The organism is Oribacterium sinus, from assembly GCF_014202695.1.
In the GTDB taxonomy this organism is placed as follows: domain Bacteria; phylum Bacillota; class Clostridia; order Lachnospirales; family Lachnospiraceae; genus Oribacterium; species Oribacterium sinus.
In genome coordinates this window covers 41,282-56,720 of the sequence record NZ_JACHHH010000011.1, presented here as the reverse complement: position 1 = coordinate 56,720, position 15,439 = coordinate 41,282, and the positions used below count along the sequence as shown (strand labels likewise).

The following is a 15,439-nucleotide window of genomic DNA, read 5'->3' as shown; positions in this document are numbered from 1 at the left end:
TTTTTGCTTTCAGCAGGAATAAATAGCTATTCTTAGAATGAGTAACGAGGAAAAAATGATTAAAGAAGCCTTATATTATCAAAGAGGAATCAGAGGAAAAGAGGCGGAAAAAGAGCTTCTTATTTTGGAAAAGCGGGAGCTTTCCAAAGAGGAAAAAGAAGAGTTTATAAAAAAATGGGGAGGAAGCTATTCTTCCCTTTTTTGCTATAGACTTTCGGAGCCCTTCTTCTATCCGGAGGGAGGCGGCCAGCCCTGTGACAGAGGAAGCATTGCCGGGGCAGAGCTTCTCTTTGTGGAGGAAAAGGAAGGGGAGCTGTGGCATTATTTAGAAGTGGATTTGCCTGAGGGAGAAAAAGTCCTTTGTAAGTTTGACGCGGATTTTCGAAGATGGCAGTCGGAAAACCACAGTGCAGAGCATATTTTTTCAGGTCTTGTGACCGGACGTTTTCCCTATAAAAACAGCGGTTTTCATATGGAATGTTTCGGGGAAAATCCCCACATGACCGTGGATTTTGACGGAGAATTCAGCGAGAAGGAACTGGAGGAGCTGGAGCAGGGGGTGAATGCCGTTATCCGAAAAAATCTTCCCATAAGAGAAATTTATCTGGAAGGGGAAGAAGAAAATACGAGTTCAGAAAGAAAAGACGGGAATATTTCATTTCGACAAAAGAAAGCTTTAGAGGGGGATATCCGTATTATCGAAATTCCCGAGGTGGATTCCTGTGCCTGTTGCGGAACCCATCTTAGCTTTACTGGGGAGATTGGGGTATTTACCATTCTTTCCTATGAAAAGCATAGAAAGGGTTGTCGTTTGACCATGCTGGCGGGAGAGCTGGCTTTTCTTGCTTTGGAAAAAAAGCTAAAGTTCTTATCCGGCTTCGCCCAAAGCCTTAGCAGACCATGGACAGAGATTCCGGAAGCCTTTCAGAGCTTGCAGGAAAGAATCTTTGCCAAGGAAGAAGAAAAAAGAGGAATTTTAGAGGCGGGGATCAGCCTTTTGGAAGAGAAGATTTTGAAGGAGCTGGAAGAGAAACGGAAAGGAATAGAGGACGGAGAAAAGCCGGAAAGGCCGGAAAGAACTGAGGTAGCCCGGGAAGTGGCGGAAAGGCCGGAAAGAACTGAGGTAGCCCGGGAAGTGGCGGAAAGGCCGGCCAAAATGTTATTTCTGGGAAGCCCTCTAAAGGATAGATGCTTTTCCTACTACGGAAAGAATCAATACATCTTCCTCTATCTTTCCGATCTTGGGGTGAAGGACCTGCAAAAAATCTGTGACAGGCTGCGACGCTCTCTTCCCCTTTCCCTCATTTGCCTTGGGAAAAAGGAAGAAGGCTTTTCTGTGGTGGCAGGAAGCAGAGAAGAGGATATGAGAGCCTTTGGAAAGCTTATGGGAGAAAAATTGTCCTTCCGGGGAGGAGGACAGAAGGAGATGATTCAGGGAAGCAGTGTTAAAGGATTTGAAGAGATGAATGCCTTTATTGAAAGAATTTTATAGAGAAAGCCAAGTTTTTTCTTGTTGAAATTGAAAAATCTAAAACTATACTAAAGAAAGGACAAGAAGGAAAAATACTTTTCTTTAAGAACGAATAAAAAAATTTTTCAGAAAAAAGGAGTGTTCCATGACAGAGAGAATCAAGGGATTGAAGGGTAAACTCATTGTATCTTGTCAGGCACTGCCGGAGGAGCCATTACATTCCTCCTTCATCATGGGAAGAATGGCCAGAGCGGCAAAGATGGCAGGGGCAGGAGGTATTCGGGCCAACACCAAAGAAGACATTGCGGAGATTCAGAAGGAAGTGGAGCTTCCCATTATCGGTATCGTCAAGAGAGATTACGAGGATTCGAAGGTATATATTACTCCCACCATGAAAGAGGTGGATGAACTTATGGAAGTTGGGGTGGATATTATTGCGATTGATGCCACCATTTCTAAAAGGCCGGGCGGGAAGAGTCTGGCAGAATTTTTCCGGGAAATAAAGGCCAAATACAAGGATCAGGCATTTATGGCGGATTGTTCCACAGTGGAAGAAGCCATAGAAGCGGATCGCCTGGGATTTGACTTTATTGGCTCCACTATGGTGGGGTATACAGAGCAGTCTAAGGGAGATCGGATTGAGGCAGACGATTTCCTGATTCTTCGGAAAATGATTGAGAGCGTAAAGCATCCGGTCATTGCTGAAGGCAACATCAACACTCCGGCAAAGGCAAAGCGGGTTATGGAGCTTGGAGCCTATGCGGTGGTTGTTGGATCAATTATCACAAGGCCGCAGCTGATTGCGGTACCCTTTGTGGAGGCACTCAAAGAATGGGAGGAGAAACAATGAAGAAAAGAATCTTAGCATGGGGAGCAGCGTCGCTGCTTCTGGCAAGTAGCTTGGCAGCTTGCGGACCAAAGGCTACGACAGAGACAGAGAAAAAGGCGGAATCCGGAAAGGCAAGTGAGGCTGCTTCCGAGAAGGTCGAGGGAGCTTCCGAGGATGAGGCGTTAAAGGCTGATTTAAAGCTTTACACCTATCCTATCGGAAAATGGGGCGACAGCGCTTCCGTGGACAGCTTACTGCAGAATTTTAACGCTAAGTATCCGGATATCCATGTTACCGTAGAGTATTTGGACTACCAGAGCGGTGACGACCAGGTAAATACCGCCATCGAAGGAAATGCGGCACCGGACCTGATTATGGAAGGACCGGAGCGTTTGGTAGCAAACTGGGGTGCAAAGGGCTTGATGGTAGATTTGGCGGATCTCTTTGAAGATGATGCGGCAAAGGATATCTATCCCAACGTAGTGGAGGCTTGTAAGTCCTCCGAAGGAAAGTATTATGAGTATCCCTTGGCTATGATTGCACACTGCATGGCTATCAACAAGACTGCTTTCGAGAATGCAGATGCATTACAGTATCTGGACTTAGATAACCACACCTGGACTACAGAGAATTTCTTCAAGGCTGTGAAGGCTCTGCATGATAAGGGACAGGAAAATGTTGCAGCAGTTTACTGTGGCGGCCAGGGGGGAGACCAGGGAACCAGAGCTTTGGTAAACAACCTGTACGGCGGAAAGTTTACAAACAAGGAGCATACAGAGTATGCTGTAGATTCTTCCGAGAACGCACAGGCATTGGAGGAGCTTATGAAGGCAGAGGGAATCAACTTTGATCCGGCTTTGGTTGGAGGAGATGAGATTACCCTTTTCAGAAACGGAACCTTGGCAATGTCTCTTTGCTGGAACTCTGCTCAGCAGAACAACAAGGACAACGGCGAAGCAGGCAAGACCAACAACGGCGATGAAATTATTCCTATGCTTTTCCCTGCAAAGGACGGAAAGGCAGAGCTTTGCGGAGGAATCTGGGGCTTCGGAATCTTCGATAACGGCGATGAGAACAAGGTGAAGGCTGCAAAGGCATTTATCCGTTTCATGGCGAACGATGCAGAGCAGGCTAAGCTTTCCGTACAGACAACAGGATTCTTCCCGGTACACAAGGATTTAACAGACGTTTATGAGGGAACGGAGAATGCGGAGACCATGAAGCTCTTCACAGAGAAGTTCATGCCTTCCTTCGGAGACTACTATCAGGTAACTCCGGGCTGGGCAACTGCCAGAACTGAGTGGTGGAACATGCTTCAGAGAATCGGTCAGGGAGGAGACGTTAAAACAGAATTAACTACTTTCCAGACCAATGCAAACGCAGCGGCAAAGGCATAAAAGGCATAAATTTGTAGCGCTATCCAGCATGCAAGCTTATAAAAATGTTTTAGAATATATTTGAGAATCATTCGAAACATTTGTGAAGAAGAATAGGCTCCGGAAGGCTCACCCTTTGACGGGAAGCCTCCGGAGCTTTTTTAATGAAACTCTTGGAGAAAGCAGAAAAAATCCTTTCGCAATGGATTACAGGATTAACGGATTCTATCCAAGAGGAAGAGGAGAGAAAATGGACTACGTACAAAGCAATCGAAGCAAAATATTAGCCCAAAGAGAAACTCGCTCTGCCTATTTGTTTTTATTGCCAAGCCTTGTGTTCTTCCTAGGCTTCGTGATTTTTCCCATGATTTTGTGCGTCTATACCAGTTTCTTTGATGCCACCATGGGAAAAAATGTGGCAGACCAGTTTATCGGTTTAAAAAACTATACAGAGCTTTTCGGAGACAGCATTTTCCAAAAAGCACTGAAAAATACCTTAATCATCGTTTTGGTATCTGTTCCAACGGTAGCGATTTTTTCCTTATGGGTGGCTTCCGCCATTTATAAGATGAAGGGACCGGTACTTTCCGCCTTCCGCTGTATCTTCTATCTACCTGTAGTAACAGGCTCCGTAGCAGTTACCGTGGTATGGAAATGGATGTTCCATAATTACTATGGTTTATTCAACTATGTGGGAACTCATACCGGCGTGTTGGAGAAGAATATCAACTGGCTGGGAGATGCCCGTTTTGCCCTACCCTGTATTATTCTGATTTTATTTACCACCTCCGTGGGACAGCCCATTGTTCTCTATGTTTCTGCCCTTGGAAATGTGGATGACTCCCTGGTAGAGGCGGCTTCCGTAGACGGTGCCACCGATCTTCAGCTTTTCTGGAAGATTAAATGGCCGCAGATTATGCCTACCACCCTTTACATTTTGGTCATTACCACCATCAACAGCTTCCAGTGCTTTGCCCTGATTCAGCTCTTGACTTCCGGTGGACCGAACCACAGTACGGATACGGTAATGTATTATATCTATTACACAGCCTTTAAGCTTTATCGTTACGGCTACGGCAATGCTATGGGTGTGATTTTGGCGATTATCATTGCCTTACTCTCTGCATTACAGTTCCAGTTGGCAAAAGAAAAATAGGAGGAATTTATGCATAAGACAAAAAATCTTTATAGCTTACTTAGCCTGTTCCTGCTAATTCTCCTGGCTTTTTTCTTTCTTTTTCCCTTATACTGGATAATTACAGGATCTTTTAAAACCGCCCAGTCCATCAACGGCACAAGCCCGGACTGGTTCCCAAAAGAGTGGGTACTATTGAATTACCAAAAGCTCTTTTCCCGTCAGCCCACCGCCCTCTTTACCTTGAGTATACCCTTTAGCGGAGCCTTCTCCGGAACAGGGAAGGATATTGTGCTGATGACAGGCCCGAAGGTGCCGGGAGCGGTACGTTGGCTTTTAAACACCGTGTTCATGTCCTTATCCGCCATGATTTTAACCTGTGTAACCGCCTCCATGGCAGGCTACGCCTTGGCGAAAAAGCGTTTTAGAGGAAGAACTCTTTTGTTCACCCTGATTGTATGTGCTATGGCTCTTCCCAAGCAAGTTATTTTGATTCCTTTGATTCGGGAAATGTCCTTTTTGAAGCTTTACAACAGCCTTTTGGCAGTCATCTTCCCCACCGTGGGATGGCCCTTCGGCGTGTTCCTAATGAAACAATTCTCTGAAGGCGTGCCCGGGGAAATGTTGGAAGCCTCCCGTATTGACGGAGCCTCTGAAGCAAGAATCTTTAGTCAGATTGTACTTCCCATGATTAAGCCGGGTATCGGTGCCTTGGCAATCTTTACCTTTATCAACAGCTGGAATGACTATTTCATGCAGTTGATTATGTTAAGTAGTACAGAGAACCTAACCATTTCTTTGGGAATTGCTAAGTTGCAGGCGGAAAATGCCACAGACTTCGGTATTATCATGGCAGGAGCTGCGGTGGCGGCAATCCCGATTTTAATCGTATTTTTAATGTTCCAAAGATATTTTACCCAGGGTATTGCCATGGGAGCCGTTAAGGGATAAAAATGTATTTAAAGGAGAAAAAAATGATGAATGTAGAGAAATTTCAAGGAATTTTACCGGCCTTTTATGCCTGCTATGAGGATAATGGAGAGGTGTCTGTAGAAAGAACCAAGGCCTTAGTTCGTTATTTTATTGAAGCCGGTGTGCAGGGCTTATATGTCAACGGCTCTTCCGGAGAGTGTATTTACCTTTCCGTAGAGGATAGAAAGCAGATTTTGGAAGCGGTGATGGCGGAAGCCAAGGGAAAGCTTCGCATCATTGCCCATGTGGCTTGCAACAACACCAAGGATTCTGTGGAACTGGCGAAGCATGCAGAAAGCTTAGGGGTAGATGCCATTGCGGCAATTCCTCCCATTTACTTTCGTCTGCCAAGCTACAGCATTGCTGAGTACTGGAATACCATCAGTGCAGCAGCAGCTAATACTGACTTCATCATTTACAATATTCCCCAGCTTGCCGGCGTAAGCCTTACCAAGGAATTGTTCCTGGAAATGAAGAAGAATCCCAGAGTGATCGGAGTAAAGAACTCCTCCATGCCCGTTCAGGACATTCAGAATTACAAGGCCTGGGGTGGAGAGGATTTCGTGGTTTTCAACGGTCCGGATGAGCAGTTTATCGGAGGAAGAACTATGGGAGCCTGCGGCGGAATCGGCGGAACCTATGGGACCATGCCGGAGCTTTTCTTAAAGATGAATGCTCTTCTCAAGGAAAACCGTATGGAAGAAGCGAGAAAAATTCAGTTTGCGGTAAATGAAATTATCACTTTACTTTGTAGTGGTCACGGTAATATGTATGCCATGATTAAGGAAGTGCTGAAGCTTCGCAAGGGCTTAAATGTGGGCTCTGTAAGAAGTCCGTTAAGTCCTTTAACAGAGGCGGATTTGGAGATTGCAAAGAAGACTGCCAAGGTCATCGATGAGACAGTAGCGCGCTTCGTATAAAAGATTTGCCTGCTTTGTAGGGTTTCTTGGAAACTTTACAGAGCAGGCTAAAAGTGCTTTTAGGGGACATTCCCCCCGGGAGCAGCTATAGATAAACAGCTTGAAAGGAAAGCAATTAAAGGAGGAAATATGGCTGGGGCAAAGACCATTGTATGTTTTGGAGATTCCAATACCCATGGTTACAATAACAAAAACGGAAAGCGTTTCAGCGAGCATGTGCGTTGGCCCATGGTTTTACAGGAATTATTGGGGGAGGAGTATCTGGTACGGGAAGAAGGCTTATCAGGCCGTACCACTGTTTTTGAAGATCCCTTGTACGAGGGTCTTTCCGGCGTGAGTATGATCCGCCCCATCCTTCTTACCCATGAGCCGGTTTCCCTTTTGATTATTATGCTGGGAACCAATGATGTAAAGGAGCGTTTTTCCGCTACTGCGGAAAATATTTCCAGAGGGCTGGAACGTTTAATCCGAAAAGCCCAATCCGTACAGGAAGCCTTTACAGAAGAAAAGCCGAAAATTCTGATTATTGCTCCCTATCCCATTGATCCGGAATATAAGGATACTATCGTAGGGAATGAAATGGGAAAAGACTGCTGTGAAAAGTCCAAGGCCATTGTTCCTCTGTATGAGGCGGTGGCAAAGCGTACCGGCTGTGCCTACCTTTCGGCACAGGATATTCCGGGAGTAGAAAATTACCCCTACGACTATATGCATTTGAGCCCTGAAGCCCATAAGGCTTTGGCGGAGCATCTGGCTAAGTGGATTCCCGATTATTTTTCAGAAGAAGGAAAGTAGGAAGCGGTATGGAAAAGCGATATTTTGCCCTGGACATCGGAGGCACCAAAACAAAATATGCCCTTTTGGGAGAAAAGGGAGAAATCCTTTCTACTTATGAAAAGGACACCGAGGCCCAAAGAGGCGGTTCCTTTATTCTGGAAAATGTTAAGGGAGAAATCCGTAGAGTATTAGCGGAATTAAAGGGAAATCCGCCGGAGGGGGCACAAGCAGATACAAAGGGAGATGCAAAAGCTGAGCGAACAACAGAAGCCAAAACAGAGCCACTTCTATCCGGTATCTGTATCTCCACCGCAGGAATGGTGGATGAGATAAAGGGAGAGATTATTCATGCAGGCCCCCAGATTCCGGAGTACAAGGGATGCAAGTGGAAGGAAGAGATAGAACGTAGATTTTCCATTCCCTGCGAGGTGGAAAATGATGTAAAGTGCGCAGGACTTGGAGAATATTCCTTTGGTAGCGGAAAAGGGACAAGTTCTATGCTTTGTCTTACCATAGGTACCGGTATAGGCGGTAGCTTTATCTTAAACGGAGAGGTATATCACGGCACTTCCCATTCCGCCATGGAAATCGGCTATATGCAGATTCCCGGCGGAATGTTCCAGCGTATGGCCTCAACCTCTGCCTTGGTGAAGAGAGTAGCCAGCAGAAAGGGAGAGCCGGAAGAGCTTTGGAACGGAAAGCGGATTTTTGAAGAAGTGGCAAAGGAAGATAAAATCTGTCTGGAAGAGTTGGATAGGCTTTGTGATGCTCTGTCCATTGGGCTAAGTAATCTGTGTTATGCTTTTAACCCGGAATGTATTGTGCTTGGGGGAGGCATTATGGAGCAGAAGGATATCCTGCTTCCTAAGATTTGGGGACACTTACAGGAGCATTTGGTGCCTATTGTGGCGGAGAACACCCGCTTGCTGGCGGCCAGCCTTGGAAACAGAGCAGGACTGCTGGGGGCTTATGTGCATTTTCATAACAGGCAGAAGAGTAAAGCCTAAAAAACCCAAAGCCTAAAAAACCCAAAGTCTAAAAAACCCAAAGTCTAAAAAACCCAAAGTCTAAAAAACCCAAAGTCTAAAAAACCCAAAGTCTAAAAACCCAAAGCCTAAAAATCATAAGTTTAATCATCAAAAGCTTAAAAGAGTTAAAGTTTATTCCCATAGGAAAGCTATCAAACTCTTAAAAAATAGCGCATACTTTAGAAAAAATAGTGCTTGTTTGAGAAGGATTTAATATGGAAAAATATTGTATCTTTACAGAAGAAAAAAAATTTACTTTAGCTTCCGTAGAAGTGAAGGACGGGTGCTTTTCCGCCATTCACAAGGAAAAAGAGCTTTCCGAAGAGGAAGCATTTTCCTGTCCGGAGGACTTTCTCCTGCCGGGACTGATTGACATTCATTTTCATGGCTGTTTGGGAGAGGATTTTTGTGACGGTACCAGAAAGGCCCTGCAGACTTTGGCAAAGTATGAGGCGGAGCACGGCATTACCGTCATTTGTCCGGCAACCCTGACATTGGCTGTGGAAGATTTGGAAAAGGTCCTTTCCTTAGCGAAGGAATACCATGAGGAAGGCTTAAAAATCGGAGAGGCCAGACTCCTGGGCATCAATATGGAAGGCCCCTTTATCAGCCCGGTGAAGAAGGGGGCGCAGAATCCCAATTACATTTTAAAGTGGGATGAAAAGCTTGCGGAGCGCTTCTTACATTGCTCCGGCGGACTGGTAAAGTATATGGGCTTGGCGCCGGAGGAGAATCCTGATTTCCAGCGTTTTATTCCGAAAATGAGGGGGAAGGTGAAGATTTCCCTTGCCCATACCAATGCGGATTTCCCCACGGCCTTGAAGGCCTACCAGGCAGGAGCCAGTCATGCGGTACACCTTTTCAATGCCATGACCGGTCTGGATCACAGAAATCCGGGAGTTGTGGGAGCTACCATCGAGGAAAAGGAAGTATTTGCCGAGTTGATTACGGACGGCATTCATGTGCATCCTGCCATGGTGCGTTTGGCCTTCGAGGCTTTGGGGGAGGATAGAGTCATTCTTATCAGTGACAGCCTTCGTTCCACCGGAATGCCGGACGGGCTTTATGACCTTGGGGGGCAGGAAGTGGAGAAGAAGGGAAAGCACTGTACCCTGACATCCAATGGAGCATTGGCAGGCTCCGTGTCCAATGTTTATGACTGCCTTTGTACTGCGGTAAAGGAAATGAAGATTCCTCTTAGAAAGGCTATTACAGCAGCCAGCCTAAACCCTGCCCGATCCTTGGGCATTGAGAAGGACTACGGCAGCATTACGGTAGGAAAGCAGGCGGATTATCTGATTGTGGATAAGGACTTAAAACAGAAGGCCGTTTATCAGGCCGGAAAAAAGATTATTTAAATCCTATACAACAGCAAGATTGGGAATGAATAAAATTACTAAAAATGCAAAGAAAAATGTAAGAGGAATAGCATTTGACGAAATCTCCTTCCAATTCTATAGTTAAAATAGCTTATTTATAATTCATAACAAGTATCCCTTGCAAAGCGTGGGATATCTCGTTTTAGAGGTTTGGGAGGGGGAAAATATGAATACAGAAAATCAAAAGCCATGGCTGTACAGAAGTGTTAAGAGCACTTTGAGTCTGGCTTTTTTCTTGGAAATCTTGCTCTCTTATTTTATGCCTTTTTCTGATAAGGGGAATCAAATTGGGATTGGTTTTCCTTATACCTATCTTTATATACAAAAACAGGGAAGCTTGAATTTTTCTCCTTTTTTCTCTACTGCTTTAAATCCGTTGAGACTGATTTTGAATCTTTTCTTTTTGTATCTTTTATTAAAGTTCCTCTCCTGGTCCTGGTGTTTTTTGGAACTAAATAGGAAACAAAGCTAGGAGCTATCGGCGGTGGTTCTTCTCAAAAAGAAGAAAAATGAAAATTGACTCGGCAAAAAGCAATGACTTAATAAGTGAATAAAAATAAAAATACAATAAACATTGTTACTTTCGGAAAATAGAACTTGCCAAAAGCTCTCTTCTATACTAGAGTAGCGAAGGATTTTAGGACAAAAAAGGAAAAGTTCTAAAAAAGGAGATTCTATATTTTTAAGGAGAGACAAATGAAGGGTTTTTTGAAAGAGTTTAAAGAGTTTGCTTTAAAGGGAAACATGATTGATTTGGCAGTCGGTATGATTATCGGTGCTGCTTTTACCGCATTGGTGAACAAGCTGGTATCTGACCTGATTATGCCATTGATTTCCTTGATTACAGGAAAGATTGACTTTGAAAACATGTTCATTCCTTTAGCAGGACAGACCACCAAGGTTTACACTGAGGCCGTTGAGCAGGGTGCGGTATTGGCATACGGTTCCTTCATCACTGCGGTAATCAATTTCCTGATTATGGCTTTTGTGGTATTTGTCTTCGTTAAGCAGATGAACAAGTTAAAGAAGGCTGAGCCGGAAGCAGCACCTACAGAGAAAGAGTGTGAGTACTGCAAGACTATGATTCCTATTGCGGCAACTCGTTGTCCTCATTGCACATCCAAGTTGGCAGGATACGCAGAGTCCGTTTAAGAATACTGAAAGAAGAGGGGAACCTCTTCTTTTTTTGTAGGAAAGATAGAAACTGTATGCAGAATAAAAAAAATAGAGTAGAATAGAGCAGAAAGAATTCCGGAGGGGAGCTATAAAACAGAAGGAAAAGGTATTTTCGGAGCTGTGTAATAAAATAGTGAGGAACGGGATTCCGGATTCAATGAGATAGAGTAGCTTTTAAGGGGAAAATCAAGAAAGGGTGGCAAAGGATGTATGAGATTCAAGAGAGAGTTCGTTATTCCGAGGTAACGGAGAAGGGAGAAATGAGCCTGTTTTCCGTGGTGAATCTTTTGCAGGATTGTTCCACCTTTCATTCTCATGATGTGGGAATGTCCATTGAAGTTTTACAGAAAAAGCATAGAGCATGGCTCTTGAGTGCTTGGAATATTGAGCTATATGCCCTGCCTAAGCTCTATGAGAAGCTTTCCATCGGAACGTCTCCCCACAATTTCCGGGGGATTTTCGCCTATAGGAATTTCTGGATTCAAAATGAAGCAAGAGAGTTCTATGTGAAAGCAGACAGCGAGTGGTTCAGCTTTGATTTGGAGAAGGGACGTCCCGGAAAGATTACGGAGGAATTGATTGCGCCCTTTAAGGAACGGGAGGATGTGTTACATTTGCCTCCCCTGCAAAGAAAAATTGCTTTTCCGGAAAGCTATCAGGAGGGAGAGCTCATTCCCGTTGTGCAGGATTTTCTGGATACCAACCACCACATGAACAACGCCAAGTACATTGCTTTGGCGGAGGAAGTTATTTTCCAATGTACAGGAAAGCCGGCAATTCTTTTCACCGAAGGAGAAGAAAAAGCCGATTCTAAGAGAGAATTTTATTCCATTCGGGCGGAATATGTGAAGGCCTATACTTTAGGAGACAGTATTTTCCCAAGGGTAGCAATAGAAGAGGATAGAACGGTTGTAGCCTTTTATAATCAGAATAAGGAGTTATGTTGCCATGTTGAAATTAGGAAAAATCCAGACGCTTAAGATTCTTAGGGAAAAGGATTTTGGTGTTTTTGTGGGAGAGGAAGGAGGAGACAGCGTGCTTCTTCCCATCCGCCAGGTTCCCAAAGGGAAGACCATAGGGGATGAGGTCTCCGTATTTTTGTATAAGGATTCCAAGGACAGGTTAATTGCCACCACCAAAAAACCTTATCTTGAAGTAGGAGAAATCGGAAGACTGCGGGTCAGCGATGTAAATACCATCGGCGCCTTTGTGGATATCGGCTTGGAGAAGGATATTTTGGTGCCCCACAGAGAGATGCGTTATGCCTTAAAGAAGGATATGGAGGTGGAGATTTACCTTTATGTGGACAAGACCGAGCGTTTGGCAGGTACTATGTATACCAAGAAAAAAGAGGATGCCAAGCATTTGACGCAAGAGGAAATAAATGCTTCCCGTTATGAAAAGCTGGGAGAGCAGATTGAACGGCTGATTGAGGAGAAATTTGAGGGACATATCCCTTATACGGATAAGACCGTGGATCCGGAGCAGGTGAAAAAGGACTTCGGCGTGTCAAAAGCCGCCTTTAAAAAGGCTATTGGCAAGCTTTTAAAGGAAAAAAAGATTAAAATCACCAGAACGGCAATTTTTAAAATTTATCAGGATTAGCAACAAAGAGGGGGGATTCTGCTAAAAATCCCCTCTCTTTTTGGGCAGATTGACATTTATTTAATAAAGGAACTCTATCTTGTACAAAATTAGGAGCATTTTTTCGGAAACTTAGTCTATAGCCAGAAAGAGGGAAAGTAGATAGAATACTATTAGCATAAGTATGCGAAAATCCTGGAATTCATATACCGGTTTTCTGCTGAAAAGAAAGCATAAATCATATTTATAGAAGGAGAAACAGCATGGCAAGTGTGCAGCTCAAAAATGTGGTAAAGAAATACCCCAACGGATTTGTGGCAGTAAAAGATTTTAATTTAGAGATTGAAGATAAGGAATTTATCATTTTCGTAGGACCTTCAGGATGCGGTAAGTCTACTACCCTTCGTATGGTGGCAGGACTGGAAGACATCAGCTCCGGAGACCTTTTCATCGACGGAAAGAGAATGAATGATGTAGAACCGAAGGATAGAGACATTGCCATGGTTTTCCAGAACTATGCATTATATCCTCATATGACTGTATACGATAACATGGCCTTCGGACTGAAGCTTAGAAAAGTACCAAAGGATGAAATCGATAAGAAGGTGCATGAAGCTGCAAGAATTTTGGATCTTGAGCACTTGCTGGACAGAAAGCCTAAGGCTCTTTCCGGAGGACAGAGACAGCGTGTGGCTATGGGACGTGCCATCGTTCGTCGTCCGAAGGTATTCCTGATGGATGAACCTCTTTCCAACCTGGATGCAAAGTTAAGGGCACAGATGCGTGTAGAGATTGCAAAGCTCCACAAGTCCTTAGAGACTACCATCATCTATGTAACCCATGACCAGACCGAGGCTATGACACTGGGAACCAGAATCGTAGTTTTGAAGGACGGTTATATTCAGCAGGTAGATACTCCGGAGAACCTTTACGATACCCCCTGCAACAAGTTCGTAGCAGGATTTATCGGATCTCCCCAGATGAATATGATTGATGCGGAGTGCACAGAAGAGGGCGGCGCTGTAAAGTTAAGCTTTGCAGGAAACACCATCACCTTAAATGAAAAGAAAGCAGCTGCTTTAAAGGATAAGGGCTATATCGGAAAGACTGTCACATTAGGAATTCGTCCTGAAGACTTACATGATGAGGAAGAGTATCTTTCTCAGCATGGACAGTCCGTGATTTCCGCAGAAATTCGTGTATACGAGATGCTCGGAGCGGAGACCTTACTCTACTTCGATATCGGAGATGCTTCCTGGACCGCAAGAGTGAATCCCAAGACCAAGGCAAGAACAGGAGATACCGTTCGCTTTGCTTTGGATGAGAACAAGATTCATATTTTCGATAAGGAAACAGAGCAGACTATTACCAACTAAGAGAATTTGGCTTTGTAGAAAAGCAATAAAAGTTTTCTGAAAAACTGGTAAAAAAGACAGGAAAAGAACTTTTCTTTCCCTGTCTTTTTTTAAAATGCTTGAAAATTGGGAATAAACTGATTATAGTAATGGGGAAAAACGATAAGGTTGGGAGAAGAGATAAGGTTGAGACGTGATTGGAAAGGCTGCATTCTTCCCCCCGGTGTAGTTCATGAAAGAATGGAGTAGAGATGATTTCAAATCAGGTTTTGCAAAGTACAATTGATTCCTTAAAGGGAATCGCCAGACTGGATATTGCCATTGCAGACATTGACGGAAAAGTATTAGCCACAACTTTCCAAGAGGATAGGGATGTATCCGAGATGGTCGTCTCTTTTGCGGCCTCTCAGGCGGATTCTCAGGCAGCAGGAGGCTTCCAGTTTTTTAAGATTTTCGATGAGCACCAGCTGGAATATGTTCTGATTGCCCATGGAGATACGGATGATGTATATATGGTAGGAAAGCTTGCCGTATTACAGATTCAGACTCTTTTAGTGGCATACCGTGAGAAGTTCGATAAGGACAATTTTATTAAGAACCTTCTTTTAGACAACTTGCTTCTGGTAGATATTTATAACCGGGCGAAGAAGCTTCATATCGAAGTGGGCGTTCGTCGTGTAGTGTATATGGTAGAGGCCAAGGACAACCTGGACGGTTCCGCACAGGAGGCTTTAAAGAGCTTCTTCTCTTCCGAGCCCAAGGATTTTGTGACTGCGGTAGATGAGAAGAACATTATCGTGGTGAAGGAGCTTGCTCCGGAGGATGATTATAAGCAGGTGCAGAAGGTTGCGGAGAGCATGATGGATATGCTGTCTTCCGAGCTTATGCTTTCAGCAAAGATTTCCTACGGTACCATTGTGAACGAGATTAAGGAAGTTTCCCGTTCCTATAAGGAAGCTAAGATGGCTCTGGAGGTAGGAAAGATTTTCTTTGTGGACAAGGAGATTATTGCTTACAATGCCCTTGGTATCGGTCGTTTGATTTATCAGTTGCCGATTCCTCTTTGTAAGATGTTTATTAAGGAAATCTTTACGGACGTTTCCCCGGATGATTTCGATGAGGAAACTCTGTCCACCATTAACAAGTTCTTTGAGAACAATCTGAATGTGTCCGAGACTTCCAGACAGTTGTATATCCATAGAAATACCTTAGTGTATCGGTTGGATAAGCTGGATCGTTCCACAGGACTGGATTTAAGAGTCTTTGATGACGCCATAACCTTCAAGATTGCCCTCATGGTTGTAAAATATATGAAGTATATGGAAACTCTTGATTTTTAAAGCAGATTTTCCCAAGAACGCCAAGAGCTGAATAGCTTTTGGCGTTTATTCTTAACGAGTATCGCACGCGTAGTGTGCGATATCTCGTTTCTGAAAT

The 15,439-nt window shown here is 44.2% G+C and carries 14 protein-coding genes; all 14 read left to right on the top strand.

Annotated features, from left to right (window positions below; all coding sequences use genetic code 11):
• Positions 1-55 precede the first annotated feature (55 nt).
• Complete coding sequence (locus HNQ46_RS09945; protein WP_183684547.1) at positions 56-1,492, top strand: alanyl-tRNA editing protein; 1,437 nt, start codon at positions 56-58, stop codon at positions 1,490-1,492.
• A 124-nt stretch (positions 1,493-1,616) separates the two neighbouring features.
• Positions 1,617-2,321 (top strand): N-acetylmannosamine-6-phosphate 2-epimerase, encoded by a 705-nt coding sequence (locus HNQ46_RS09940; protein WP_007156780.1) that lies wholly within the window; start codon positions 1,617-1,619, stop codon positions 2,319-2,321.
• The gene (locus HNQ46_RS09935; protein WP_183684546.1) at positions 2,318-3,697 is read left to right on the top strand and encodes an extracellular solute-binding protein; all 1,380 of its coding nucleotides are present in this window, start codon (positions 2,318-2,320) and stop codon (positions 3,695-3,697) included. Before HNQ46_RS09940 ends, HNQ46_RS09935 begins: the two co-directional genes overlap by 4 nt.
• A gap of 229 nt (positions 3,698-3,926) precedes the next feature.
• Positions 3,927-4,832 carry a carbohydrate ABC transporter permease gene (locus HNQ46_RS09930; RefSeq protein ID WP_040648685.1) on the top strand — a complete coding sequence of 302 codons (906 nt, stop codon included), beginning with the start codon at positions 3,927-3,929 and terminating at the stop codon, positions 4,830-4,832.
• A 9-nt stretch (positions 4,833-4,841) separates the two neighbouring features.
• Positions 4,842-5,762 carry a carbohydrate ABC transporter permease gene (locus tag HNQ46_RS09925; RefSeq protein WP_007156777.1) on the top strand — a complete coding sequence of 307 codons (921 nt, stop codon included), beginning with the start codon at positions 4,842-4,844 and terminating at the stop codon, positions 5,760-5,762.
• Positions 5,763-5,785: 23 nt separating this feature from the next.
• Positions 5,786-6,703: a dihydrodipicolinate synthase family protein gene (locus HNQ46_RS09920; RefSeq protein WP_183684545.1), complete on the top strand. Its 918-nt coding sequence runs from the start codon at positions 5,786-5,788 to the stop codon at positions 6,701-6,703.
• A gap of 129 nt (positions 6,704-6,832) precedes the next feature.
• The gene (locus tag HNQ46_RS09915) at positions 6,833-7,498 is read left to right on the top strand and encodes a GDSL-type esterase/lipase family protein (RefSeq protein WP_183684544.1); all 666 of its coding nucleotides are present in this window, start codon (positions 6,833-6,835) and stop codon (positions 7,496-7,498) included.
• A gap of 8 nt (positions 7,499-7,506) precedes the next feature.
• Entirely contained in the window at positions 7,507-8,487 is a 981-nt protein-coding gene (locus HNQ46_RS09910; protein WP_183684543.1) for an ROK family protein, read from the top strand.
• Between the two features lie 236 nt (positions 8,488-8,723).
• Positions 8,724-9,866 carry an N-acetylglucosamine-6-phosphate deacetylase gene (nagA, locus tag HNQ46_RS09905; protein WP_183684542.1) on the top strand — a complete coding sequence of 381 codons (1,143 nt, stop codon included), beginning with the start codon at positions 8,724-8,726 and terminating at the stop codon, positions 9,864-9,866.
• Between the two features lie 717 nt (positions 9,867-10,583).
• Entirely contained in the window at positions 10,584-11,039 is a 456-nt protein-coding gene (gene mscL, locus HNQ46_RS09900) for a large conductance mechanosensitive channel protein MscL (protein ID WP_183684541.1), read from the top strand.
• 230 nt (positions 11,040-11,269) lie between these two features.
• Entirely contained in the window at positions 11,270-12,043 is a 774-nt protein-coding gene (locus HNQ46_RS09895) for an acyl-[acyl-carrier-protein] thioesterase (protein WP_183684540.1), read from the top strand.
• Positions 12,012-12,668, top strand: a complete 657-nt coding sequence (locus tag HNQ46_RS09890) for a S1-like domain-containing RNA-binding protein (RefSeq protein ID WP_183684539.1) — start codon at positions 12,012-12,014, stop codon at positions 12,666-12,668. The genes HNQ46_RS09895 and HNQ46_RS09890 overlap by 32 nt, the downstream gene beginning before the upstream one ends.
• 242 nt (positions 12,669-12,910) lie before the next feature.
• Positions 12,911-14,023 carry an ABC transporter ATP-binding protein gene (locus HNQ46_RS09885; RefSeq protein WP_183684538.1) on the top strand — a complete coding sequence of 371 codons (1,113 nt, stop codon included), beginning with the start codon at positions 12,911-12,913 and terminating at the stop codon, positions 14,021-14,023.
• 230 nt (positions 14,024-14,253) lie between these two features.
• Positions 14,254-15,342, top strand: coding sequence for a PucR family transcriptional regulator (locus HNQ46_RS09880; protein ID WP_007156767.1), 1,089 nt, complete (start codon positions 14,254-14,256; stop codon positions 15,340-15,342).
• Positions 15,343-15,439: the final 97 nt, after the last annotated feature.

Bases quoted from the DNA above. Each gene is read 5' to 3' on its own strand.
- nagA (WP_183684542.1), top strand. From the start codon at position 8,724: ATGGAAAAATATTGTATCTTTACAGAAGAAAAAAAATTTACTTTAGCT.
- HNQ46_RS09880 (WP_007156767.1), top strand. From the start codon at position 14,254: ATGATTTCAAATCAGGTTTTGCAAAGTACAATTGATTCCTTAAAGGGA.
- mscL (WP_183684541.1), top strand. From the start codon at position 10,584: ATGAAGGGTTTTTTGAAAGAGTTTAAAGAGTTTGCTTTAAAGGGAAAC.
- HNQ46_RS09920 (WP_183684545.1), top strand. From the start codon at position 5,786: ATGATGAATGTAGAGAAATTTCAAGGAATTTTACCGGCCTTTTATGCC.
- HNQ46_RS09910 (WP_183684543.1), top strand. From the start codon at position 7,507: ATGGAAAAGCGATATTTTGCCCTGGACATCGGAGGCACCAAAACAAAA.
- HNQ46_RS09915 (WP_183684544.1), top strand. From the start codon at position 6,833: ATGGCTGGGGCAAAGACCATTGTATGTTTTGGAGATTCCAATACCCAT.
- HNQ46_RS09930 (WP_040648685.1), top strand. From the start codon at position 3,927: ATGGACTACGTACAAAGCAATCGAAGCAAAATATTAGCCCAAAGAGAA.
- HNQ46_RS09945 (WP_183684547.1), top strand. From the start codon at position 56: ATGATTAAAGAAGCCTTATATTATCAAAGAGGAATCAGAGGAAAAGAG.
- HNQ46_RS09895 (WP_183684540.1), top strand. From the start codon at position 11,270: ATGTATGAGATTCAAGAGAGAGTTCGTTATTCCGAGGTAACGGAGAAG.
- HNQ46_RS09925 (WP_007156777.1), top strand. From the start codon at position 4,842: ATGCATAAGACAAAAAATCTTTATAGCTTACTTAGCCTGTTCCTGCTA.
- HNQ46_RS09940 (WP_007156780.1), top strand. From the start codon at position 1,617: ATGACAGAGAGAATCAAGGGATTGAAGGGTAAACTCATTGTATCTTGT.
- HNQ46_RS09890 (WP_183684539.1), top strand. From the start codon at position 12,012: ATGTTGAAATTAGGAAAAATCCAGACGCTTAAGATTCTTAGGGAAAAG.
- HNQ46_RS09885 (WP_183684538.1), top strand. From the start codon at position 12,911: ATGGCAAGTGTGCAGCTCAAAAATGTGGTAAAGAAATACCCCAACGGA.
- HNQ46_RS09935 (WP_183684546.1), top strand. From the start codon at position 2,318: ATGAAGAAAAGAATCTTAGCATGGGGAGCAGCGTCGCTGCTTCTGGCA.